Annotated in this window: 17 protein-coding genes, 1 tRNA gene and 2 pseudogenes; 11 read left to right on the top strand and 9 right to left on the bottom strand. The window is 46.1% G+C overall.

The window, feature by feature from the left end; genetic code table 11:
* A pseudogene (locus BN93_RS02500) lies at positions 1-547 on the bottom strand (aspartate--ammonia ligase); the annotation flags it as partial.
* Positions 548-1,284: 737 nt separating this feature from the next.
* Between BN93_RS02500 and BN93_RS02495 the strand changes: the two are divergent.
* The 8 genes and pseudogenes from BN93_RS02495 to BN93_RS02455 all read left to right on the top strand — a co-directional run bounded on the left by BN93_RS02495 (position 1,285) and on the right by BN93_RS02455 (position 8,974).
* The gene (locus tag BN93_RS02495; RefSeq protein ID WP_019186782.1) at positions 1,285-2,076 is read left to right on the top strand and encodes a DUF2971 domain-containing protein; all 792 of its coding nucleotides are present in this window, start codon (positions 1,285-1,287) and stop codon (positions 2,074-2,076) included.
* A 29-nt stretch (positions 2,077-2,105) separates the two neighbouring features.
* Positions 2,106-3,854 carry an Ig-like domain-containing protein gene (locus tag BN93_RS16250; protein ID WP_198007487.1) on the top strand — a complete coding sequence of 583 codons (1,749 nt, stop codon included), beginning with the start codon at positions 2,106-2,108 and terminating at the stop codon, positions 3,852-3,854.
* 317 nt (positions 3,855-4,171) lie between these two features.
* Positions 4,172-4,245 (top strand) — tRNA-Arg (locus BN93_RS02485).
* 224 nt (positions 4,246-4,469) lie between these two features.
* On the top strand, positions 4,470-4,691 hold the full coding sequence (locus BN93_RS02480; RefSeq protein WP_019186780.1) for a DUF3791 domain-containing protein: 222 nt from the start codon (positions 4,470-4,472) through the stop codon (positions 4,689-4,691).
* Positions 4,691-5,167, top strand: coding sequence for a DUF3990 domain-containing protein (locus tag BN93_RS02475; RefSeq protein ID WP_044259747.1), 477 nt, complete (start codon positions 4,691-4,693; stop codon positions 5,165-5,167). The genes BN93_RS02480 and BN93_RS02475 overlap by 1 nt, the downstream gene beginning before the upstream one ends.
* A complete protein-coding gene (locus BN93_RS02470) occupies positions 5,164-5,385 on the top strand; it encodes a hypothetical protein (RefSeq protein WP_019186778.1) in 222 nt (73 codons plus the stop codon). The genes BN93_RS02475 and BN93_RS02470 overlap by 4 nt, the downstream gene beginning before the upstream one ends.
* A 533-nt stretch (positions 5,386-5,918) precedes the next feature.
* A pseudogene (gene pepT, locus BN93_RS02460) lies at positions 5,919-7,141 on the top strand (peptidase T).
* A gap of 285 nt (positions 7,142-7,426) precedes the next feature.
* Positions 7,427-8,974: an L-lactate permease gene (locus BN93_RS02455; RefSeq protein WP_044259745.1), complete on the top strand. Its 1,548-nt coding sequence runs from the start codon at positions 7,427-7,429 to the stop codon at positions 8,972-8,974.
* 137 nt (positions 8,975-9,111) lie between these two features.
* Here BN93_RS02455 and queF read toward each other — a convergent pair whose 3' ends face one another.
* On the bottom strand, positions 9,112-9,576 hold the full coding sequence (queF, locus tag BN93_RS02450; protein WP_019186773.1) for a preQ(1) synthase: 465 nt from the start codon (positions 9,574-9,576) through the stop codon (positions 9,112-9,114).
* 242 nt (positions 9,577-9,818) lie between these two features.
* The gene (locus BN93_RS02445; protein WP_083317730.1) at positions 9,819-10,508 is read right to left on the bottom strand and encodes a queuosine precursor transporter; all 690 of its coding nucleotides are present in this window, start codon (positions 10,506-10,508) and stop codon (positions 9,819-9,821) included.
* Positions 10,509-10,724: 216 nt separating this feature from the next.
* On the opposite strand from BN93_RS02445, the gene BN93_RS02435 reads away from it, so the two are divergent.
* Positions 10,725-11,351 carry a Type 1 glutamine amidotransferase-like domain-containing protein gene (locus BN93_RS02435; RefSeq protein ID WP_019186770.1) on the top strand — a complete coding sequence of 209 codons (627 nt, stop codon included), beginning with the start codon at positions 10,725-10,727 and terminating at the stop codon, positions 11,349-11,351.
* A 193-nt stretch (positions 11,352-11,544) separates the two neighbouring features.
* Here the strand turns inward: BN93_RS02435 and BN93_RS02430 are convergent, their stop codons facing one another.
* Genes BN93_RS02430 through BN93_RS02420 form a run of 3 tightly spaced genes read right to left on the bottom strand, consistent with a single transcriptional unit; the run spans position 11,545 to position 15,548 of the window.
* Positions 11,545-12,462 (bottom strand): DUF4886 domain-containing protein, encoded by a 918-nt coding sequence (locus BN93_RS02430; RefSeq protein ID WP_019186769.1) that lies wholly within the window; start codon positions 12,460-12,462, stop codon positions 11,545-11,547.
* Between the two features lie 38 nt (positions 12,463-12,500).
* On the bottom strand, positions 12,501-14,423 hold the full coding sequence (locus tag BN93_RS02425; RefSeq protein ID WP_019186768.1) for a heavy metal translocating P-type ATPase: 1,923 nt from the start codon (positions 14,421-14,423) through the stop codon (positions 12,501-12,503).
* A gap of 21 nt (positions 14,424-14,444) precedes the next feature.
* Entirely contained in the window at positions 14,445-15,548 is a 1,104-nt protein-coding gene (locus BN93_RS02420) for a UDP-N-acetyl glucosamine 2-epimerase (RefSeq protein ID WP_019186767.1), read from the bottom strand.
* A gap of 1,522 nt (positions 15,549-17,070) precedes the next feature.
* Here BN93_RS02420 and BN93_RS02415 point away from each other — a divergent pair.
* Positions 17,071-17,814, top strand: coding sequence for a hypothetical protein (locus tag BN93_RS02415; RefSeq protein ID WP_019186765.1), 744 nt, complete (start codon positions 17,071-17,073; stop codon positions 17,812-17,814).
* Positions 17,815-17,909: 95 nt separating this feature from the next.
* Positions 17,910-18,656, top strand: a complete 747-nt coding sequence (locus BN93_RS02410) for a hypothetical protein (protein ID WP_019186764.1) — start codon at positions 17,910-17,912, stop codon at positions 18,654-18,656.
* Between the two features lie 251 nt (positions 18,657-18,907).
* Here the strand turns inward: BN93_RS02410 and BN93_RS02405 are convergent, their stop codons facing one another.
* From BN93_RS02405 to BN93_RS17865, 3 genes are all read right to left on the bottom strand, one after another.
* Positions 18,908-19,774 carry a 4-hydroxy-3-methylbut-2-enyl diphosphate reductase gene (locus BN93_RS02405; RefSeq protein WP_019186763.1) on the bottom strand — a complete coding sequence of 289 codons (867 nt, stop codon included), beginning with the start codon at positions 19,772-19,774 and terminating at the stop codon, positions 18,908-18,910.
* On the bottom strand, positions 19,771-20,835 hold the full coding sequence (locus BN93_RS02400) for a DUF1573 domain-containing protein (RefSeq protein WP_019186762.1): 1,065 nt from the start codon (positions 20,833-20,835) through the stop codon (positions 19,771-19,773). The genes BN93_RS02405 and BN93_RS02400 overlap by 4 nt, the downstream gene beginning before the upstream one ends.
* Positions 20,836-20,847: 12 nt before the next feature.
* The coding region (locus BN93_RS17865) for an alpha-2-macroglobulin family protein (protein WP_044259615.1) at positions 20,848-21,043 on the bottom strand (196 nt) is incomplete at its 5' end.

The raw sequence follows: 21,043 nt of genomic DNA, 5'->3' as shown, positions 1-21,043 counted from the left end.
CTTCGCTGTGCACAAAGTGTATTTCGGGCGGCAAGAAAGGCTGCATGGCAGGATAGGTTTCGCAAGTGAGATACTCGGTGCGCAATATCGCCGCGTAAATTCGGCACACAGTCTGTTTAAGAAAGCTGAGCGTGCGCTGTTCGGGCGTGATAACCATCTCCCAATCCCACTGGTCTACATACAGCGAATGCAGGTTATCCAACTCTTCGTCGGCGCGAATGGCGTTCATATCCGTGTAAATGCCATAGCCTGGCTTTATCTTATATTCGGCCAACGTTAGGCGTTTCCACTTGGCCAACGAATGCACCACCTCGGCTCTTGCATCTCCCAAGTCCTTGATGGGGAATGTAACGGGTCGTTCGATGCCGTTAAGGTCATCGTTAATGCCCAGTCCTTGCATCACGAAAAGCGGTGCCGTAACTCGGCGCAAGCGCAATTCGGTGGAGAGATTTTGCTGAAAAAAGTCCTTAATCAGCTTTATTGCCTGTTCTGTTCTCACTTTGTCAAGGAGGGCATGGTAATGTTCTGGCCGTATCAATGTGCTCATAGGTCGAAATGTTATTTTGTTGTGCAAAGGTAGTAAAATAAACAATAAATGGACGAAACACGGAAAAGAATATCACAATTTGATGCAAAATAATGGCAAAAAGGTTTCATTCTGAACACACCAGCCTGTTACATGCTAACGATATCAACAACATACCAATAAACATTAAACACAATTCACACGTAGAAAGATAGAACAGCTTTTATATCATCACTTCTATTCTATCACAATTTAATTTGCTTTATATCTAAAAAACTATTAAATTTGCAGTGTCCTTACGTTCGTCCCTCCCGCATTGGAGGGTCAACAGATGGGACGTGAATAATGAAAAGGCGTTTACTTAACGCTTTGACTTGACACTCTGAAACTTCGCAACTTTCAACCTTGTCAAAATCAAAGCAACGGTAGATGTCCTCAGTGGATATGTTATGTCCATCAATATGCACCTGTATAGGTGTGTATTGTGCTATACATATCGGCGTGGGGGCTCTGCGTTGCTCGTTCTGACAAGGTGGGCAATGCGAAGGCCTCAGAGTGTGGAGCGAGTTATATGTATGAACTCCCACGCTTTTTCATAAACCCACATTTACTATTCTACCGACAAGGGAGTATCGGGGCACTAATCCTATGTGACAATGGAACTAATGTACCACTACACTTCACTGTCTACGCTTCAATGTTTGTTAGATAACATTTCTAACAACGAGTTCATTTTCCATGCAAGTAGCATTTATTCCATGAACGACTCGCAAGAGTTTATTCACGGGTATAACGTCGTATTAGATTGGTTTAAGAAATACGAGGAAGAGCAAGGGATAAAAGAAAACCGCTTATCTGAGATTTGGGATAATTACTTAGAGAATCACACTAAGGAAGAATTTAACTCCTTATTTATAGAGAAGCTGTATAAAGAAGAGCACACCCCTTATGTGATTGCATTTTCCAAGAAAGGTGACTCTTTGCCATTATGGAGCATGTATGGAGTAGATGGGAAAGGAGTGAGTCTGGGTTTTCAAGAGAACTTCTTACACATAAAAAGAGGCGAAAGCGTTAAGGATTATAAAATAGAATTGGAAAGTAAGATAAATGTTTTAGATGTAATGTATCAAAATGCACCTAATCTCGATGAACTCCGAACCAATGCGCTAGAATGGCAGTACAAAAGATATCTTGAAGAGGCAAACAAAAACAATAGAAGACATTTATTGAATGTACAGATGGAACATTTAGGTATAGCTACTATTATTGTTTCACCACACATCAAACATCCTGCTTACGCTTTTGAAGAAGAAAAACGTCTCGCTATATATAAAAGAGATGAAGACAAAGTGCTTTACAAGATAAATTCCAAAGGGAACATGATTTCGTACATAGAAACACCTATACCAATAAAAAATCTAAGAAGTATAACTATTGGGCCGTGTGTAGATTTCGTTTCAACGAAACGCGTTCTAGAACAGCAACTAGATAAACACGAATTTAAAAATGTTGAAATAAGACAATCGGAAATTCCATATAGACAGTTCTAAACAATAATTACATATAAAGCATAATGAGCATGAAGAAACTTTTATCTTTTTGTATTACGCTGTGCGTTTGGTTAAACATGTCAGCCCAACGAACTGATTTGGTTGTCGACAACCAAACACCAGGTTGGCTGTCTAGCAAAATCAACTATGGCGACCAAAAAACTGTTAGAAACTTGAAGGTTACTGGGTATATAAATGCCACAGATTTAAAGTTTATTGGAACACTTATAAAAGGGCGTCATTTGGACGGAACGTTAGACTTAGGAGACGTTGAAATTGCTCCAATAGAGGTCTCTCCTTTCCACGAGAACAAAGAAAACCACATGTATGATAACCCTATGGACATACAGTACAATGATACTCTAAAATGTTTCATCTTTCCACGTTCACTAGTCTATGGTTCTAATTGTCTAGGAAAACTATTTGTAGATAGCATAGTGTTCGACACTAAGATGAATTATATCAGCAAAGAAGTAATTTACAGCCGCGCCGATTCGAACAGACCCGTAAAATTTAGGAAAATATGGATTGGGAACAGTGTTGACTCTATCCCAAGATGCGCTTTCTATGCCGACGATGGAGACGTATTCGCTGATACTTGCTTGCAATCATTACGACTTCCAGAGACAATAAGATACATAGGACAAGGAGCATTCTATAATTGCATGAAATTAAGCTCCGTTAATACAGAAGTCTTCTCTAAATTGCATCATATAGGTGCATGGGCATTCAATAGAACAAAAGTATATCTCAACTCATACCATGTTCCAAAAGAAATGAAGACATTCTATTTAAGTGCCTTTATGTTTAATGATGGTGCTCATATCTTTATTAGCAAAAGCACAACAAGTGTATCAATAGAGCCTCAACACACATCAGGTTACATGTCTAAACACCTGATTGTACGGGGAAGCGCAATTTATCACATTGAAAGTGAAACTCCACCCTCTTTTGAGCTAGTTGGACCTAGATTAGTTATCATTCCCAAAGGTTCAATGTCCGCATACAAGAAAGAATACTATTGGAAAGATCTAAATTTAAAAGAACAAAATCCTATAGAGCAAATAAAACTGCAGTTCAAAAAGCTGAACTTGGAGAAAGAAGAAACAAAACGTCTTTCATTTACATGCACTCCACACGATGCTGAAGACACAAGGGTAACATGGAGTTCATCTAACAACGAAGTGGTAAAAGTCTCAAACGCTGGTGATGTCACTGCAATAAAGCCCGGCAAAGCTTTTGTATATGCAGTATCTGTTGTTGACAGCAAAGTTAAAGATTCATGTGAGATTGTTGTTTTACAACATATTCAGAGTTTTACAATAGAACCTGCAACTGTACTTCTGACAAAACTAGGAGACAGAATAAAACTACAAACAAAGATACTGCCTGGGGATGCAACCGATAAGAGCATTCGTTGGAACAGTTCAAATCAATCTGTTTGTACCGTAACAAATGATGGTACTGTGATTGCAACAGGAAATGGGTCTACTGTTGTTCTTGCATACACTAATGATGGAAATGTCCCTGCAACATGCGTGGTTACTGTAAACACGGAGATAACAGGAATTGATAATGTGGAAACAACGCCTGCTGTGCAGAAATCGAGTAATGGTATAACCCTGCGCACCGTACTGGGCAAATACATTCGCATATACAATTCACAAGGAACAATAATCTATAAACAAAGGGCTGATAAAGACGTTTTCGAATTACCAATGTCTAAAGGAATGTACCTCATCCAAATTGACAACAACGTCATAAAAATAGTATTATAACGTCCAAACACTATTAGTTGATAAAGCCGCCAAAACGTTTTATCACCTAGGAACTTGTTTGTCATTCCTCAATAAGTTACATTAACTTCAAGGCCATATCTATAATCATGAACGATTTAGATATGGCCTTAACTTTCTAATGGATGTTGGGGAAGTAGCCACGACAGCCCACATTAACGAAATGGCAAACACAAATGCGAATAGTAACAGCAGGTACTGATAGTCCATTGCCACCACAACTAAACCACATATTTCGTTGCACCACATTTGCTCAAACCAACAAAAATGCTTACTTTTGCAGCGCAATAAGTAACAAAGGCCTCGTAGTTCAGCTGAATAGAACGCAGGATTCCGGTTCCTGAAGTCGTGGGTTTGAATCCCGCCGGGGTCACAAAAGGGGAATGCTGGGGCGTTCCTCTTTTTGTTTATGTTCATTCATAAATACGGAAATTCTCTAGCTTTCAACTTGGTTTCCTCACATTATTTTCCTATTTTTGTAATCGAAGTAGGCGATGTGCAAGCTGTTTATCAGCAAATCGCCCTATTAAGGTGTGGTATTCGCAATCTAACATATAGAAATAAGCGGTATGCCCTATATTATATAAGGAGTGGAATATGGAATATAGCACGGAAGAGAAACTAGAATGGATAGTCTACTTCATCTATGAATTTGGGAAGAAGTACGACCTAACAATGAAACAGGCCTTTGGCTATTTGCAGCGGTTTAAGGCCATCGACTTCATTGACAAGCACTATGGCTATGCCCATACACAATCGTTTCGCACAATGGTAGACGAACTTTCGCAGTACTGTCGCAGAATGGGAGGGGCGTTATGATGAGGCTTTATCACGGCACAACGAGCGACTTTGGCGAGATAGACCTCACGAAGTCTAAGCCCAGCAAAGATTTCGGGCGCGGCTTTTACTTGTCTGCCGAGGTGGAACAGGCCAAAGACTTTGCCCAAACATGTGCACTGTTGTTAGGAGGTTCACCAGTAATAGCGAGTTATGAGTTTGACGAAAGGTTGCTCACGTCAAACGAACTGAAAGTGAAAACCTTTGAGGATTATACGGAAGAGTGGGCAAATTTTATTCTCGCCAATAGAAACAACACGTCAAACACGCCCATACACGATTACGATATTGTTATTGGCCCCATCGCCAACGACCGTGTAGGCCTGCAATTAGTGAGGTTTAGCAACCACGACATCGACATGCCCACACTCATTAGAAAGCTAAAATTCATGAAAGGCGTTACCATTCAATATTATTTCGGTACAGAACGTGCCATTAAACACCTGAAACGACTATGACAGAGAAAGAAGAAATGAAAGGCTTTTTGGTGAAAGAGTTGGCAAAACAGCTAATGGCCAACGACAACACCCTATCAATAGAACAGGCTTTAACGCTCGTCTTAAACTCCGAAACATACGAAAAGCTGATGGACGATGCCTCAAAGCTTTACTATCAAAGCCCTGGATATGTGTTCTCGTTCCTGCAAACCGAGTTGCAAACGGGGAAAATGGGATAGAACGAACGCCCGAACCTTCGCCTAACACACTTGCCTTGCAGGCGAACGATTGGCGTTTCGCCCCATCGTGCACGCCTTTTGGCGCTTTTGACATGGCATTCGTGCACTTCGCTAAGGCGTTTTTTCAAAGCAACCCACTCGCTGCTGCTCCCCTCTTACCACTGAAATATCACTTACTTCCACCCCACTCCGCGTAAAAGATTTTGCCCTTTTGTTTCGCCTTTTTGAAACATTTTGTATCTTTGCAAAAGCAATTGTACGCCCAAAGCCTTGTCCTTGACAACGGCCAAAGGCGTGCAGCGGTTCTTTTTCTCCAATAAAAACAAAAGTCAATTTTACATTAACAATAACAAAAACATAAACCCATACGAACGGCTAAGCAACGCGTACGATTCCGCTAAACAACAAATTGGGCAAAGGGCAGCCACATGGAACACCCTCCCCAACAAGAAAGGAACGCCAACGCACACGCCAAACCACGCAGACTAAGCCAAGACTAAGCCCGCGCGGCTCGTTCAAACTTAAAACCAAACATGGAAATAACAGAAAGATTTATTAATTATACCAAGTTCGACACACAGTCGGACGACAACTCGGAGTCGGTCCGAGCACCCCTAAACAGCTCGTCTTCGCCGAATACTTAAAGAAGGAGATGGAACGAGAGGGTTTAAGCGACGTAGAGATGGACGACATGGGCTATCTCTATGGCACGCTGAAAGCCAACTGCAAGAAGAAAATTCCAACCATCGGTTTTATCTCGCACTACGACACTAGCCCAGACAGCAGCGGCAAAGACGTAAAGGCACGCATCGTGAAGAATTACGATGGAGGCGACATCGAATTGTCGCCAGGTATCGTTTCATCGCCAACGAAGTTCCCCGAACTTAAAAGTCATGTGGGCGAAGACCTCATCGTAACTGATGGAACCACACTACTTGGAGCCGACGACAAAGCTGGGATTGCCGAGATTATGCAGGCCATGTGCTGGCTGCGCGACCATAACGAGGTGAAACACGGCGACATTCGCGTGGCATTTAGCCCCGACGAAGAGATAGGAAAGGGCGCGCACCACTTTGATGTAGAGAAGTTTGGCTGCGAATGGGCATACACAATAGACGGCGGAGACCTGGGCGAATTGGAGTACGAGAACTTCAATGCAGCCGGTGCAAAGGTTAGCATCAAAGGCGTTAGCGTGCATCCGGGTTATGCTAAGGGCAAGATGATTAACGCAAACCGACTGGCTTGCGAGTTCTGCAACATGCTGCCAGACGACCAAACGCCCGAAACAACCGAAGGATATGAGGGCTTTTACCACCTAATCGGCATGCAAACCAGCACCGAGGCGGCCAAACTGAACTTCATTATACGCGACCACGACCGCGACAAGTTCGAAGATCGCAAGGCGTTTTTCGAGAAATGCGCTCGCGCCATGAACGAAAAATACGGCGAGGGAACGGTTGAAGTGCTGCTAAACGACCAATATTACAACATGAAGGAGAAGATAGACCCCAACATGCACGTAATAGATGTCGTTCTGCAAGCCATGATGCAAAGTGGTGTTTCGCCCAAAGTGAAGCCCATACGCGGAGGAACGGACGGCGCACAGCTAAGCTATAAGGGGCTGCCTTGCCCAAATATATTCGCAGGAGGCGTAAACTTCCACGGCCCATACGAGTTTGTTTCGGTGCAAGTAATGGAAAAAGCCATGAACGTTATCATTAAGATATGCGAGATTGTGGCCGACTATAACGATTGAAAAAGACCTAGCAATACGCCATAACAGCGCGCAAACGCTAGCTTGTTGAAAGCTTATGCAAATAACAAACAAGCGTGGCGACGGCTGAAATGCGCCATTAGCAAAACCCCATATGGGGCGAACGTTTTGCAAAAGAGCGTTCGCCCCTCAACATTTTATACCCTTAAAAGAGCGGCACATCCAGCATTTTTTGCTATATTTGCCCAATACAATGCCGGCGAAAGCACCTTATCGCCAACGCCGCGCGCACAAATACCAACCTATAACCCAACAAAACAGCACCTTATGGCCGCACTCGTTTCAATCCTTCCCATCGTTCTGCTCTTCGTCTTGATGCTTGGTTTCAAGATGGCAGGCCACCGCAGTGCCTTTATCAGCTTGCTCACCACGGCGGCAATAGCCGTGTTTCTCGCACCAACCATGAACTTCGCCCCCGATGGTTTCACGCAATCGGGCGTGGCATGGGCCTTTGTCGAGGGCACACTCAAAGCTGTTTTCCCCATCCTCATCATCATTTTGATGGCCTTGTTTAGCTATAATGTGTTGGTGGAAAGCAAGCAGATAGACGTTATCAAGGCACAATTCACATCCTTTTCCGACGATGATGGCGTTACGGTGCTGATGCTCGTTTGGGGCTTTGGCGGACTGCTTGAAGGCATGGCAGGTTTCGGAACGGCCGTTGCCATTCCCGCAGCCATACTTATTTCGTTGGGTTACAAACCGCTTTTCAGTGCATTAGTGTCGCTCATCGCCAACACCGTACCCACTGGTTTCGGTGCTGTGGGCGTGCCCGTGATAACCTTGGCCAACGAAATTGCACCTGGCGGAGCCGCCTCGCAAGAACTTATCTCGCAGCTATCCGTATATGCCGTGGTGCAATTATCCGTGCTTTACTTCGTTCTGCCCTTTATCATCCTTACGCTAACCAATCGCAGTAAGGGCGCAATACTTAAAAATATGCGGTTGGCTGTGTGGGTAGGCGCCGTGTCGTTAGGCACACAATACCTCGTGGCACGTTATCTGGGAGCCGAAACACCGGCCATTATCGGCTCGTTATCAGCTATCGTGGCCATCGTTATTTACGCCAAACTGTTTGCGCCGAAGAAAAAGGAGGAAAACGAAAAGGCATACACCGCCAGCCAAACGCTTAGGGCTTGGGCGGTGTACGCCTTCATCTTATTGTTTATTTTGCTTTCGGGACCACTCTTTCCGCCCATCAATGCCTTCTTAAAGTCTACCTTGGTGTCGCGCATAGCCTTGCCCATACACGCCCCAGGCACGGCTTTCTCATTCGCTTGGATAGGCAATGCCGGCCTCATGCTATTCTTAGGCACGGTGTTAGGCGGCTTGGTGCAAGGCGTTTCACCCCGCAGACTGCTCGTTTCGCTGGCCCGAACGGTGGTAAACCTGCGCAAAACCACCGTTACCATCATCTCGCTTGTGGCCTTGGCAGCCATAATGAACTATGCGGGCATGATACTTGTCATCGCCAATACGCTGGCCAACATTACGGGTAAGGCCTATCCGCTGTTCGCTCCGTTAATCGGTGCCATTGGAACTTTCGTTACAGGCAGCGACACTTCGTCGAACATACTCTTCGCCAAGCTGCAAGCTAACGTGGCAACGCAACTCCATCATGCCGCCCCCAATTGGATTGTGGCCTCCAACACCACAGGTGCAACAGGCGGAAAGATGATTTCGCCACAGAGTATAGCCATTGCAACGGCCGCTTGCGACATGCAAGGCAAGGATGGCGAGATACTCCGTTCGGCCCTACCCTACGCCGCCTTGTACATTGTTATTGGTGGACTGATGGTGATGTTTGCAGGCTAGGTGGGTGCAAACAATAAGGCGGGTAGACAGGTTAACCGGTCTACCCGCCTTATTGTTCACTCGTTGACTTGCCCACTTGTCAACTCGTTAATCTGTTAACTTGTCTATTCGTCAACGTATTTACTCACAAATTTCCCTCATCCTCCGTACTCCGCGAAACGCCTTTCGGCCATTTCTGCATACTTTGTATTGGGCATTCCGTAGTTGGCAAAGGGGTGAATGCTGATGCCGCCACGAGGTGTGAACAGCCCAACGACCTCAATATACTTTGGGTTCATCAGCTTAATGAGGTCTTTCATGATGATGTTCACGCAGTCTTCGTGGAAGTCGCCGTGGTTGCGAAAGCTGAAAAGATATAGCTTTAAGCTCTTGCTCTCCACCATTCGCACGTTAGGCACGTACGATATACGTATCTCAGCAAAGTCTGGTTGCCCTGTAATGGGGCACAACGAGGTAAATTCGGGGCAATTAAACCTTACCCAATAATCGTTTTCAGGATGCTTGTTTTCAAACGTTTCCAACACTTCGGGCGCATAATCCATGCTATATTTCGTGTTGTTTCCCAACGATTTCAAGCCTTCGGTTTCTCTGTTCTTATCCATTTTGTTATCTTTCTTGGGTTTATAAGTTTATAAGTTGTAAAGTTGGTGAGCCTTAGAAACCATATCATTCACAAGTTCATAAACTAAAAGTCCAAAAGCTTATCAACTTAAAAACTCATTAACTCACAAACTAATCAACTCAAAAACTCACCAACTTATAAACTCATCAACTTATAAACTCATCAACTCACAAACTAATCAACTCAAAAACTCACCAACTTATAAACTCATCAACTCACAAACTAAATGCTAAACACGCGCCAAATGCTGTAATTCACGTCGTTGTCGTAGGTGTCAACCTGTTCGTGTCGTTTCACATAACGCACCACACTGATGGTCAGAGGCAGTACAACAATCTCGTAAGCAGTCTTCAATATCACCTGCCAAAGCATCAGCCAAGGCAATTCTTCGGTGGGAACAACGCCCCATAAAGCTAGCGGAAAGAAGATGATAGAGTCTACCGACTCGCCAAAAATGGTGCTAACCACAGCGCGCAACGAGAAGTTTTTACCTCCCGAAGACAACTTCATCTTGCTCATGACATAGGCGTTGACAAACGAACCACAAATGAAAGCCAAGAAAGACGCAAACGCTATGCGAGGTGCCAACCCGAAAACGGCATGAAAACCCTCGTCGTTGGTCCAATAAGGCGCACCTGGTATCATGTCGCAAATGGCTCCCAACATCACGAAGAAGAAGTTCATGGCAAAGCCCGTCCATATCAACATGCGCGTTTTCTTGTAGCCCCACACTTCGCATACGCAGTCGTTGATGATATACGACACGGGGAATACAATCAAACCACCAGTCAAACTGATTTTGCCAAATGCTATTTGCTTTGTTTCCAACACGTTTGCCGCTATCAAGCAAACGCAAAAGAGTATGCTGAAAAGCATGAACAGCACACTCACTTTATTATCCTTGTTGTTCATCATTCTTGTTTTTAAAGAGGTTTACCAAGCACTCTATACATTTTTTCGTCTGCAAAGGTACTACTTTTTTCGCGTTCTCTTTGCCTATTTGCAGGTTTTTATTAACTTTGTAAATTGGTGGACCAATAATTATCGGAAGGTTTAAATGCCCTTGACGAAGAAAGAAAGCCCAATGATTTAACGTTCCACTCATCTCCATTCACAAATAACATTCAAATGATGGTAAAACTATTCTTATGCTCCTACTTTGCCGCAGTTTCGTCTTTCGTACCTCAATTTGTAGGTGGCGACTTGAAAGGCAAAGTGTTGGCGTTCATCCCTACCGCAAGTTTGCACGAAAAATACACCGAATATGTAGACGAAGCCAAACAGGCTTTCGAAAACATGGGATTAAAAGTTGAAGTGCTAGACGTGAGTAGCGCGCCCAAAGAATTAACCGAACGCACACTGCAACATTGCGACTTGATTTATGTTTCGGGCGGAAACACATTCTTCCTATTACAAGAACTGGAAAAAAGCGGTGCAAAAAACATTATACGCGAACAAGTGAATGGGGGCAAACCTTACATTGGCGAGTCGGCCGGTTCAATTATTATGGCACCGAACATTTCGTACGCAAAAGACATGGACGAAGCCGAAAAGGCTGCACCGCAATTAAAATCGTTCGAGGGTTTGGGACTGGTAGACTTCTATCCGCTCCCCCATTACAAGAGTTTCCCTTTCGAAGAAGTTACCGAAAAAATGCTTGTCAAATATGCCAAGCTGGGGTTAAAACCCATCACCAACCAGCAGGCGTTGTTTGTAAACGGTAACCAAACCACGCTTATAGAGGTTAAGCAGTAGGCCATAAGGCTGAATTTGACGAATAAAAGGCGTTAGATTGCAACGTACATGTTTACGAACCTACACGCCCAACACCATTCTAAACATGGTAGCCACGTGCTTACCATGCAAGCAAAACGTCCACTTCACCCGTTTGGGCTAAACAAAAATCAGGCGTGATGTACCTTAAAGGTATTTCACGCCTGCTTTCATTCTATTTCTTTTCAACCAGTCCGCCTGCCGAAACCTTTGTGGTGATGTCGACAATATCTATTGGCGAACATTCAAAAGGTCGCTCCACGGCGAGGTGAGCCGACCATTGCGCCACCGCTTTCTGTTCTGCGCTCAACCCTTTGGGCACAAACCTGTTGCCAACAACATTCGTTCCGAACAAGCATTCGAACCATGTGCAGGCCGCAGTATAACGTCCCAATACCAGGTCGAGGTGGAAACCATCGCGGTTAAGATGGTCGCCAACAAACGAAGTACGGGCGTTTTGAATGGCCGTGCCCACGGGAACAAAGAGGCTAAACTGTGCGTTTTCTTTCTTCAAGCGTTGTGCGCCCGCAACGATGGCACGATACATCTTGTCCTGATTGCGGTCGTAGTTGGCAAATCCGCCATGCGTTGAGTTCTGTGCGTATGCCCAAGTAACGTGCCATATCAGCTTAGTGGTGGCGGGAACACGCGCCCGAACGTAGGCGATAAGACTGTCTAAATGGGGTTGGAAACTGCTGTACATGCCCGAAAGCTGACTAACCTGCTGCAAGCTAACGTAATCCCACTGTTCGTCGCGCAGAGCTTTGTCGAGCGTATAGTTGGCCGTACGGGTCATTTTACCGTCCACTTCTATCTTGCGATAATTATAATCGGGTTTGTTGCCCTGCGCATTTCCCCAATGTCTTTCTAGCGAACAACCGCCAATATACATGTTGCCGATAACCATTTGGTGGCCTGCTGCACCCGCCAACTCAAAGAGATTCTGCTCGATGGCATCTTCCGAAAAGCTGTTCCCGATGGCCAACAACTTCAAAGGTCGGTCGGCAAAGGCCACCTGCACACACAAAACGAACATCAACGACAGCACCAAAGCTAGCCCACGACCACTTGTCGTAAAACCTTTTATCTGCATATTATCTTTATTTAGGGGTTAAGTTCTTCTGCAAACTGTTATTTGGCTAACTTCAAACGCAAGCTATTCAACACCACACTCACGCTAGAAAAGGCCATAAGGGCACTGGCCCACATGGGTGTTATCTGAAAATTGATGCCGAAAAGATGAAGTGCACCTGCCGCAAGAGGTATGCACACCACATTATATATAAAGGCCCAAAACAGGTTTTGCCCAATCATAGCCGTTGTTTTACGGCTTAGGCGTATGGCTTGGGGCAGTCGGCGCAGGTCGTCGCCCATCAAAGTGGCCTGCGCTGCATCCATTGCCACGTCCGTTCCACGCCCCATCGCAATGCCCACATCGGCCAAAGCCAAGGCTTGCGTGTCGTTGATGCCATCGCCAACCATGGCCACCCGCTTGCCCTCGGCTTGCAGTTGGCGCACCATATTTTCCTTATCTTGTGGCAAAACCTTACTTCGATAGTGGCTTATTCCGGCCTTCTGCGCCCAATAACGCGCGGCCTCATCCTTGTCGCCACTCATCATATACACCTCAATGCCCATGTTTTGCAATTCGGCCATGGCCTCTTCGGCATGGGGTTTAAGGCTCTCGCGCATTTCAAGCGGCAGGTCGTCGGCCTTGGTAAAGTCGATGTTTTGGTTGGGAATGGTCAGCGTTCCCGTCTTGTCTATCACCATGGCGTTCACCCCTTTAAGGCTTTCAAGTGCCGCCGCATCTTTTATCAGCACGTTCATCTGTGCCGCCTTGCCAATGGCCACCATCAAAGCGGTGGGCGTGGCCAAGCCCATAGCACAAGGACAAGCAATGACCAGCACGGCAACAGCCGAGAGAATGGCCTGCGGAAGGGCTGCATTTCCACCCAACAGCCACCACAAAAGGAAGGTTACAAGGGCTATCAAGGCCACCGCTGGCACAAAAACACGCGCCACACGGTCTACCGTGCGCTGCACGGGGGCCTTGCTGCCTTGGGCCTCTTGCACCATCTTGATAATTTGGGCCAAGGCCGTATGTTCGCCAATCTGCTGCGCCTTAAACCTGAACTTGCCTTGCGACACCACCGTTCCAGCCAGCACTTTCGCGCCCTTTTGTTTCAAAGCAGGGGTTGGTTCGCCCGTTATCATACTCTCGTCTATATATGCGCCATCGGCCGTCATAAAGCTTTCGGCCGCGGTAACAACACCATCGACAGGCACTTTCTCGCCTGCACGAACCTCCAACACATCGCCCACGGCGATAGTGGCAATGGGCACATCGCGCATTTCGTCACCGTCGATAAGGCGTGCGGTCTTGGGCGCAAGTCCCATTAGCTGCCTAATGCTGCCAGCCGTCTCGTTTTTGGCGCGCTCTTCGAGCAGCCTGCCTGTAAGAACAAAGGTGATAATCATTACCGAGGCATCGAAATAGGTATGCCAAACAATGCCTCGCGCCCCCCAAACGGCATCGCCCCAGAAGGTGTTGAACGCACTGAAAAGGAAAGCGATGCTTGTAGATAGGGCCACAAGCGAATCCATATTGGCCGAGCCATGACGCAGTTGGCGCCATGCACGCGAGAAAAATTCGCCGCCACAAACCACGAAGTTGGCCAAAGCCAAAAGCAAAGCCACTTGGTTGTTCATGGCTTTTCCGCCCAAGTCAAGCCATCCCATAGACACGCACATGCACAAAAGGGCAAAGCCCCACGAAAACAGCGTTCGCCGTTTAAGCCGTTGTAGCTCACGACGCTCTATGGCCTCTGCCGAACGATTGGTCTCTATCACGAGATCGTAGCCAATGGCATTGATTTCGCTTTTCATCTTTTCGAGACTTACCTCCTCGGGATTATACTCCACCAAAGCCGTACGGCCAGGCAAATTCACTGCCGCGCTCTTCACGCCTGCCAGCGAATTTAGTTTCTTTTCCACGTTGGCCGAGCAGGCCGAACAGGCCATGCCCACCACGGGTATTGTTCGTTTCTCCATTGTTTGTTGATTTTAAAAGCTTCATCCCCTTCTCTGTTCCAACAAGATACTAACAATGCGGTCTGCACTACGTCCGTCCCAACGGTCGGGTATTGATGCGTGTTTCCATTGTCCTGCTTGCAGTGTGTTTAGGGCAGCGGCAAGAGCCTCGGGGTCTTCGCCCACCAACACATTCGTACCCTGTTTCACCGTTTCGGCATGTTCGGTATAGCTGTTCAGCGTGATGCAAGGAACGCCATTGAACGTCGCCTCTTCGGCCACGTTACCCGAATCGGTAATGATACCCTTGGCATGAGCCGTAAGATAGCCGAACTCCAAATACGAAAGCGGCTCTACCACATGCACATTGGCTGCACCACCCAATTGTTCCAAGCACTCGTTAACGGCCTTGGCTGCAGCTCCGCGCAAGGGAGCCACCACCGGCACTTGCACCGATGCCGCTGCAATCTGCCTAACCATAGCCAAGAGATTGGGCGTGTTAGCGATGAGTGCCTTACGGTTAAGCGTGAAAACAAGATATTTGCCATCGTTCAGTTGCAAGTCGCTGAGCAACGCAGGGCGCACCAACCTATTATGATTAAAGCGCATGGTGTCCATCAGAATGTTGCCCACCATATATATTTTAGACAGTTCTGCCCCTTCGCGTGTGGCGATGCTGTTACTTCCCGCGCCTGCTGTGAAGAGCAAATCGCTAAGTCCATCGATAACCAATCGATTTATTTCCTTGGGCATATCGATGTCGAAACTACGCGTACCTGCCACCAAATGGGCCAAAAGGATTCCCTTTTTCTTAGTAACAATGGCAGCGGCGAGGGTAGATGCAAGGTCGTCTACCACAAGAACCACGTCTGTTGGGTGGCCTTGCAGATACCTTTCAAAGGCCGACATCGCTTGTCCAGTCAGTTCGTTCAGGTTATCGCAGTCAACGCCAAGGTACACTTGCGGTCGTGCAAGCTGCAAATCGTCGAAGAGCGAGCCTTCTAGTGTGGGGTCGTCTTCGCATCCCGCATACACCAATTGATAGTTTATGTCCCTACCCTGCTCTTTGGCTTTCTCTATTGAATGTACAATGGGTGCCACCTTCATGAAGTTTGGGCGCGCACCCGCTACGATACAGATGTTCATTTTCGTGTTTATTGATTAGCACAAAGGTACAACAATTTGGCGGAATAGGTGCAAAAATGAGGTGATGAGTTTTTTGAGTTAATGAGTTTATAAGTTGGTGAGTTGGTGAGTTGGCGAGTTTTGAGCTTATAAGCTATTGAGTTTTTGAGGTCTTTTGTTGTTGAGGAGGGCAGTTAATGAGCTTTTGGGTTTGTGAGGTGGTGGGTTTTGAGCTTATAAGCTATTGAGTTTTTGAGGTCTTTTGTTGTTGAGGAGGGCAGTTAATGAGCTTTTGGGTTTGTGAAGTGGTGAGTTAAACCTATCTTCTCATAGAAGCATCAACTTACAGACCCACCAACCCAAAAACTTAAATCATTGTTTTTATTTTACAATACCGTTCTAAAATTCACTCCGTTCTAGCGAAAATATAGGCTAAAAAGTAGGTAAATTACTACTATTTCTAACCTTTCACGTCTTCCAATGTGTCCTTTTTTAAGAAAAAGACCTGTATTTTGCACCATTTAGCCTTTCCAGATTGGTTGCCAACTCATTATTTTTTACGCCCAATTACCCGCTTTTAGCACCCAAAACCCCACTTTTTCATGGTTATTTTGCCCTTCTGAGCCATGTATCTAATGGTTCGAAAGGGTTGTATTTATACCATTGCAACGTATTTTTATGCCTTTTTATCTTGCGTTTAGCACCAAAACGCACTGCATTTAGCATCAAAACACACTGCATTTAGCACCAAAACGCACTGCATTTAGCACCAAAACGCACTGCGTTTTGCACCAAAATGCACTGTGTTTTGCGGCAAATGGCCCTCAAAAAGGCGCGAAAGGCGGTTATTTCAAATAAATATTCACTTTATCGCATTCACAAGCTACCCTCTTTTTACATCAAAACAAACCTTCGCGAGAGTCGAATTTTTGCGGCCAGGTGAACGATTGGTGGACAGAAAAGGCACTCAGAATGTTAAAAATCTTACCAAATACTAGACAAAAACGATTACCCCATACACACGTGCATGGGCAACGACACGGAAAGCGCATACGTTTACGAATGCTAAGGCGCGCAGTTAAAGGGCATGCACTAAAAGTGAATACAACCTTAACTTATAAACTTAAAAACTCTCCAACCTATAAGTTCAAGTCCAACTCACCTACTCAACAAAAATCACGAACCCATCAGTTCGAGCCCATAAGCTCAAACATAAAAACCCCAAAAAGCTCATTAACCTATAAGCTCAAACTCATAAACTTAAAAACTCACCAACTTACAAGCTCAAACTCACCAACTCAAATACTCACCAACTTATAAACTCAAACACATCAACTCACCAACTCAGAAACTCATAAGTTCAAACTCAAAAACTCACTAACCTATAAGCTCAAACTTAAAAACTCGGAAACTCAAAAACTCATCAACTTACAAACTCAACCCATCACCTTAAAAACTCACTAACTAAATACATAATTTATGGCACTAAACGGAGCAAGTATTAAAAATATTTGCTACTTTTGTGGATACTAACAAAGGCTGTATGAAAAAAGTATTATTGACATTGGCCCTGATGCTAGGTGCATGCACGGCAACCTTCGCCCAATCGACAAAGGATGTTTTGTACCTTAAAAACGGCAGCATTATCTATGGACAGCTCATAGAAATGGTGCCAGAGAAACAGGTGAAGATAAAAACAACAGATGGAAGTGTGTTTGTTTACAACACAAGTGAAGTGGACCGCATTGCAAAGGCGGAAACAAAGGAGAAGGAAAGTTACACCGAACGCAAGTCGTCGTTCAGAACACGCAAGATTGCCACGGGTTTCAAGGGGTTTATAGACGACTCGTACTCGGCAAGCATGAACGGCAGCGACTTTAACCGGGGCGGACTTAGCGTTAGCTTGGGCAGCCAAATTTTACCACAGCTGTTTGTTGGCGCAGGACTTGGACTTGAATATTACACTGAGCCAGAAGTGCTTACGGTTCCCGTATTTGCCGACGTACGCCTTAACTTCATTAACGGCCCTGTCAGTCCTTTCCTTGGCGTGAAGGTGGGTTATACGGCTCTTGGCGACTTCGAAGGTTTCTATTTTAACCCCATGGTTGGTTGCCGTTTCGGTCTTACCAACAAGCTGGCCTTGCACACCGCCATTGGCTACGCCCTGCAAAACACGGACTATACGCACGAGGAGCGCAGTTACAGCCCATACTACGGCGCGACAACATTCAGGCGAAGTATTTCTACCTTCTCGGCAATTAAGATACAGTTTGGCTTTGAGTTCTAAACAAAAACGCGATAAAGCGCATTATACATCATGCCTAATGGGCTTTATCGCGAAAGAGAATAAGGAAACCGACACAACTTTCAAACAAACTCGACATGAAGAAAGCATTACTAACTTTGACACTGATGCTCGTTGCATCTGTAACAACCTTTGCACAAACAGCGAAAGACGTGGTTTATCTTAAAGACGGCAACGTAATACGTGGCCAGCTGGTAGAAATAATACCCGATAAGCAAGTGAAGATAAAAACAGCAGACGGCAGTTTGTTTGTTTACGACACGAACGCCATTGAACGTATAGAGAACGGCGAGACTGCAAAGAAAGAAAAGAAGAGCGAAGACGCGCCGACTGTTAATGCCCGCAGAATAGCCAGAGGCTTTAAAGGCTTTGCGGAAGGTAGCTTTTCGGCCAGCTTAGACGGCAGCAGTTATCATAGAGAAGGATTAAGCGTTAGCCTTGGTAGCCAAATTCTTCCTCAACTTTTTGTGGGCGGAGGTATCGGCATGGCGTATTATGGCAAGCACGATATGGTTACCGTCCCCATTTATCTCGACATACGCACCAACTTTATCAATGGCCCCATCTCGCCCTGTATTGGCACCAAGCTTGGTTATGCATTCGGTAGAGACATTCAAGGCTTTTATTTCAACCCCATGGTGGGCTGCCGTTTCGGCCTTACCAACAAGTTAGCCCTGCACGCAGCCATTGGCTATGCCCTGATATACGACGTATATATCAGCGAAACCTATAATTATGGCCAAAGTAATGAGTATTACTATAACTTGGATTTCAATGGAACGCCCATATCGGCCATTAAGATACAGTTTGGTTTCGAGTTCTAATAAAAGGCATGTACTAACTACTCCCCGATAAGGTTCAATCGTTGTTCGCGGTATCGTTCTTCATTGCATTTCACTATCTGCCAAAGGCCTAACGACTGACATAGGCTGGCAGTGCATAACAAACAAGTGCGCGAGTGCAGACATACAGCAACTCACCTCTAAACACACGCTCTTAGAGCGGGCTTAGAGGTGAGTTTGTTTGTTAGTTACAACTAAGCAAACCGCTTTGGGGAAGGCCTGTTGTGGGTAAGCTATGGCTCTTTATGCGCATCCAAAATATGGTCGCGGCATTCTTCCATCAACCATTTGGGGGTGCTGGTTGCTCCGCAGATGCCCACCGTTTGGGCATCGGCAAACCAGTCGAGGTTTATCTCGCTGGCATTCTCCACATGATAACTCTTCGGATTTACGGCCTTGCATTCGTTAAAAAGCACCTTTCCGTTGCTACTTTTCCGTCCGCTCACAAAGATTATCACATCGTGTTGGGTTGCAAAACGCGCAATGTTGGGCATGCGGTTGGCCACCTGTCGGCAAATGGTGTCGAAACTGCGGAAAGTGGCCGTAGGGCTGATGTGCGATTGAATGTACTCGATGATGCGGTGGAACTCGTCTAAACTCTTCGTGGTTTGCGAATAGAGGTAGATGTCGCGATTGAAATCCAGCTTTGACACCTCGTCGAAATGTTCTATCACGATGGCCTCACTGCGCGTCTGTCCCACAAGGCCGAGCACTTCGGCATGTCCGTTCTTTCCGAAGATAACGATTTGCGCATCGGGGTTGGCGTCGAATTGTTTCTTGATGCGCTTTTGCAACTGCAACACCACAGGGCAAGTGGCATCAATTATCTCGATGTTGTTGCGCCGGGCAAGTTCGTAGGTTTCGGGTGGCTCGCCATGTGCGCGCAGCAGCACTTTCACATCGTGCAATTCACGAAGTTGCTCGTGGTTGATGGTGGTCATACCCATAGCCGTTAGGCGTTCCACCTCCATGCCATTGTGTACAATATCGCCTAGGCAATACATTTTTTTGCCTGACGCCAATTCTTCTTCGGCCTTTTTGATGGCCGTTGTAACGCCGAAACAAAAGCCACTCCCGTTGTCTATCTCTACCTGTATCATTTCACATTAATGGTTATCACAACCTTGGGCTGCTTGGGGTCGTTGGTAATCATCAGCACACGCGGTGCAGCCTTCACGTTTTTAAGCTGCTTTTCGTCGGCCGTTATTTTAAGCTTGGCCATATCGCCTGGCACGATGTGCGTTTTGTTGAGCGATAGTTTAAGACCTGCGGTGAACATTTGCAGCGAGCTAATGTCTAGTGTGCTGTGACCAACATTGGCAATATCAATTTCGGCTTTCTTCACCTTTTTGCCGTAAATGGTGCCAAGGTCTACCTTTGTTGACGAGAGTTTTATTTGCGGCGCGTTGTGAAGGTCTTTTGTCGACAGCTCGTTAAATCCTGGGAGAAGAACTGCCGACACGCTTATTTCCTTGTCGGCCGACACCTTATCGCCGGGGAACATGCCCAAATAGATGTTGGTTTGGGTCAGGCCGAAGTTGCGGAGCGAACGCGAATCGAGCGTAATGGTGGCCACACCGCTACGCCCCGACATGATGGTTGAGGGCGAAACCTCGGCTTGGAGATATGGCGGCAGGTGCATCAATACGGGTTGTACGGGCTTGCCCGAATTGTTCATGATGTGTATTTTCTGCACGGGGCGGTCGCCGCGGTTCACGTCGTCGAACTCAATGTTGTTCTTTTCTACCATCACATCGCCAAGGGTGAAGGGGTAAGTGCCAGAGAAGTCCACCACTTCTTCAACCACCACGCCTTTCAACGTTAACACAAGCGGTTCTTTTCCCGATGGCCCATAAAGGCCAACTTGTTTGTTGAAATGGCCCATTTGGGCGGCATCGTGGGTGGCTTGCACCTTAAACACCTGCCCAGCAGGTATCTCGGTCTTGGGATAGTTAACATCAGTGCATCCGCAACTCTTGCGAACGGCTGTGATGCGCAGTGGTTTCCCACCCTTGTTTTTTACTTCGAAGACGGCGGTTACGGGTGTGCGATACAGCACTTGCCCACAATCAATGGCCGCACGCACAGCTTCCATGCGCTGTGCCGAGGCCGAAAGGCCGGCCATAGAAAGGAGCATGGCCGCCAAAATACTGTTGTTCATTATTGTTATTGTTTATTTTATCGTTATGGTTAGGGCCTTGGTGCGTGCCATATACGCTGGGCTGTAAGCGCATTGCACGGTACAAGTGCCCGTTGTGAATGTTCCAGGGCGATCTACATAAAAGGTGCTCTCTACCACATGCGTGCCCTTAGGCATCATGTCGGCGTAATAATAGGTGGCGTTGTCTCGTGGCGAGCAGTAAAATCCG

It is taken from the genome of Prevotella conceptionensis 9403948 (assembly GCF_000312305.1).
GTDB classification, from domain to species: domain Bacteria; phylum Bacteroidota; class Bacteroidia; order Bacteroidales; family Bacteroidaceae; genus Prevotella; species Prevotella conceptionensis.
The sequence above is the reverse complement of the archived record's forward strand: the minus strand, read 5'-3'. Positions and strand labels throughout refer to the sequence as shown.

What these genes read in the sequence shown, in the direction of transcription:
- BN93_RS02495 (WP_019186782.1), top strand. Translation starts at nt 1,285, where the DNA reads ATGAACGACTCGCAAGAGTTTATTCACGGGTATAACGTCGTATTAGAT.
- BN93_RS16250 (WP_198007487.1), top strand. Translation starts at nt 2,106, where the DNA reads ATGAAGAAACTTTTATCTTTTTGTATTACGCTGTGCGTTTGGTTAAAC.
- BN93_RS02480 (WP_019186780.1), top strand. Translation starts at nt 4,470, where the DNA reads ATGGAATATAGCACGGAAGAGAAACTAGAATGGATAGTCTACTTCATC.
- BN93_RS02475 (WP_044259747.1), top strand. Translation starts at nt 4,691, where the DNA reads ATGAGGCTTTATCACGGCACAACGAGCGACTTTGGCGAGATAGACCTC.
- BN93_RS02470 (WP_019186778.1), top strand. Translation starts at nt 5,164, where the DNA reads ATGACAGAGAAAGAAGAAATGAAAGGCTTTTTGGTGAAAGAGTTGGCA.
- BN93_RS02455 (WP_044259745.1), top strand. Translation starts at nt 7,427, where the DNA reads ATGGCCGCACTCGTTTCAATCCTTCCCATCGTTCTGCTCTTCGTCTTG.
- queF (WP_019186773.1), bottom strand. Translation starts at nt 9,576, where the DNA reads ATGGATAAGAACAGAGAAACCGAAGGCTTGAAATCGTTGGGAAACAAC.
- BN93_RS02445 (WP_083317730.1), bottom strand. Translation starts at nt 10,508, where the DNA reads ATGAACAACAAGGATAATAAAGTGAGTGTGCTGTTCATGCTTTTCAGC.
- BN93_RS02435 (WP_019186770.1), top strand. Translation starts at nt 10,725, where the DNA reads ATGATGGTAAAACTATTCTTATGCTCCTACTTTGCCGCAGTTTCGTCT.
- BN93_RS02430 (WP_019186769.1), bottom strand. Translation starts at nt 12,462, where the DNA reads ATGCAGATAAAAGGTTTTACGACAAGTGGTCGTGGGCTAGCTTTGGTG.
- BN93_RS02425 (WP_019186768.1), bottom strand. Translation starts at nt 14,423, where the DNA reads ATGGAGAAACGAACAATACCCGTGGTGGGCATGGCCTGTTCGGCCTGC.
- BN93_RS02420 (WP_019186767.1), bottom strand. Translation starts at nt 15,548, where the DNA reads ATGAACATCTGTATCGTAGCGGGTGCGCGCCCAAACTTCATGAAGGTG.
- BN93_RS02415 (WP_019186765.1), top strand. Translation starts at nt 17,071, where the DNA reads ATGAAAAAAGTATTATTGACATTGGCCCTGATGCTAGGTGCATGCACG.
- BN93_RS02410 (WP_019186764.1), top strand. Translation starts at nt 17,910, where the DNA reads ATGAAGAAAGCATTACTAACTTTGACACTGATGCTCGTTGCATCTGTA.
- BN93_RS02405 (WP_019186763.1), bottom strand. Translation starts at nt 19,774, where the DNA reads ATGATACAGGTAGAGATAGACAACGGGAGTGGCTTTTGTTTCGGCGTT.
- BN93_RS02400 (WP_019186762.1), bottom strand. Translation starts at nt 20,835, where the DNA reads ATGAACAACAGTATTTTGGCGGCCATGCTCCTTTCTATGGCCGGCCTT.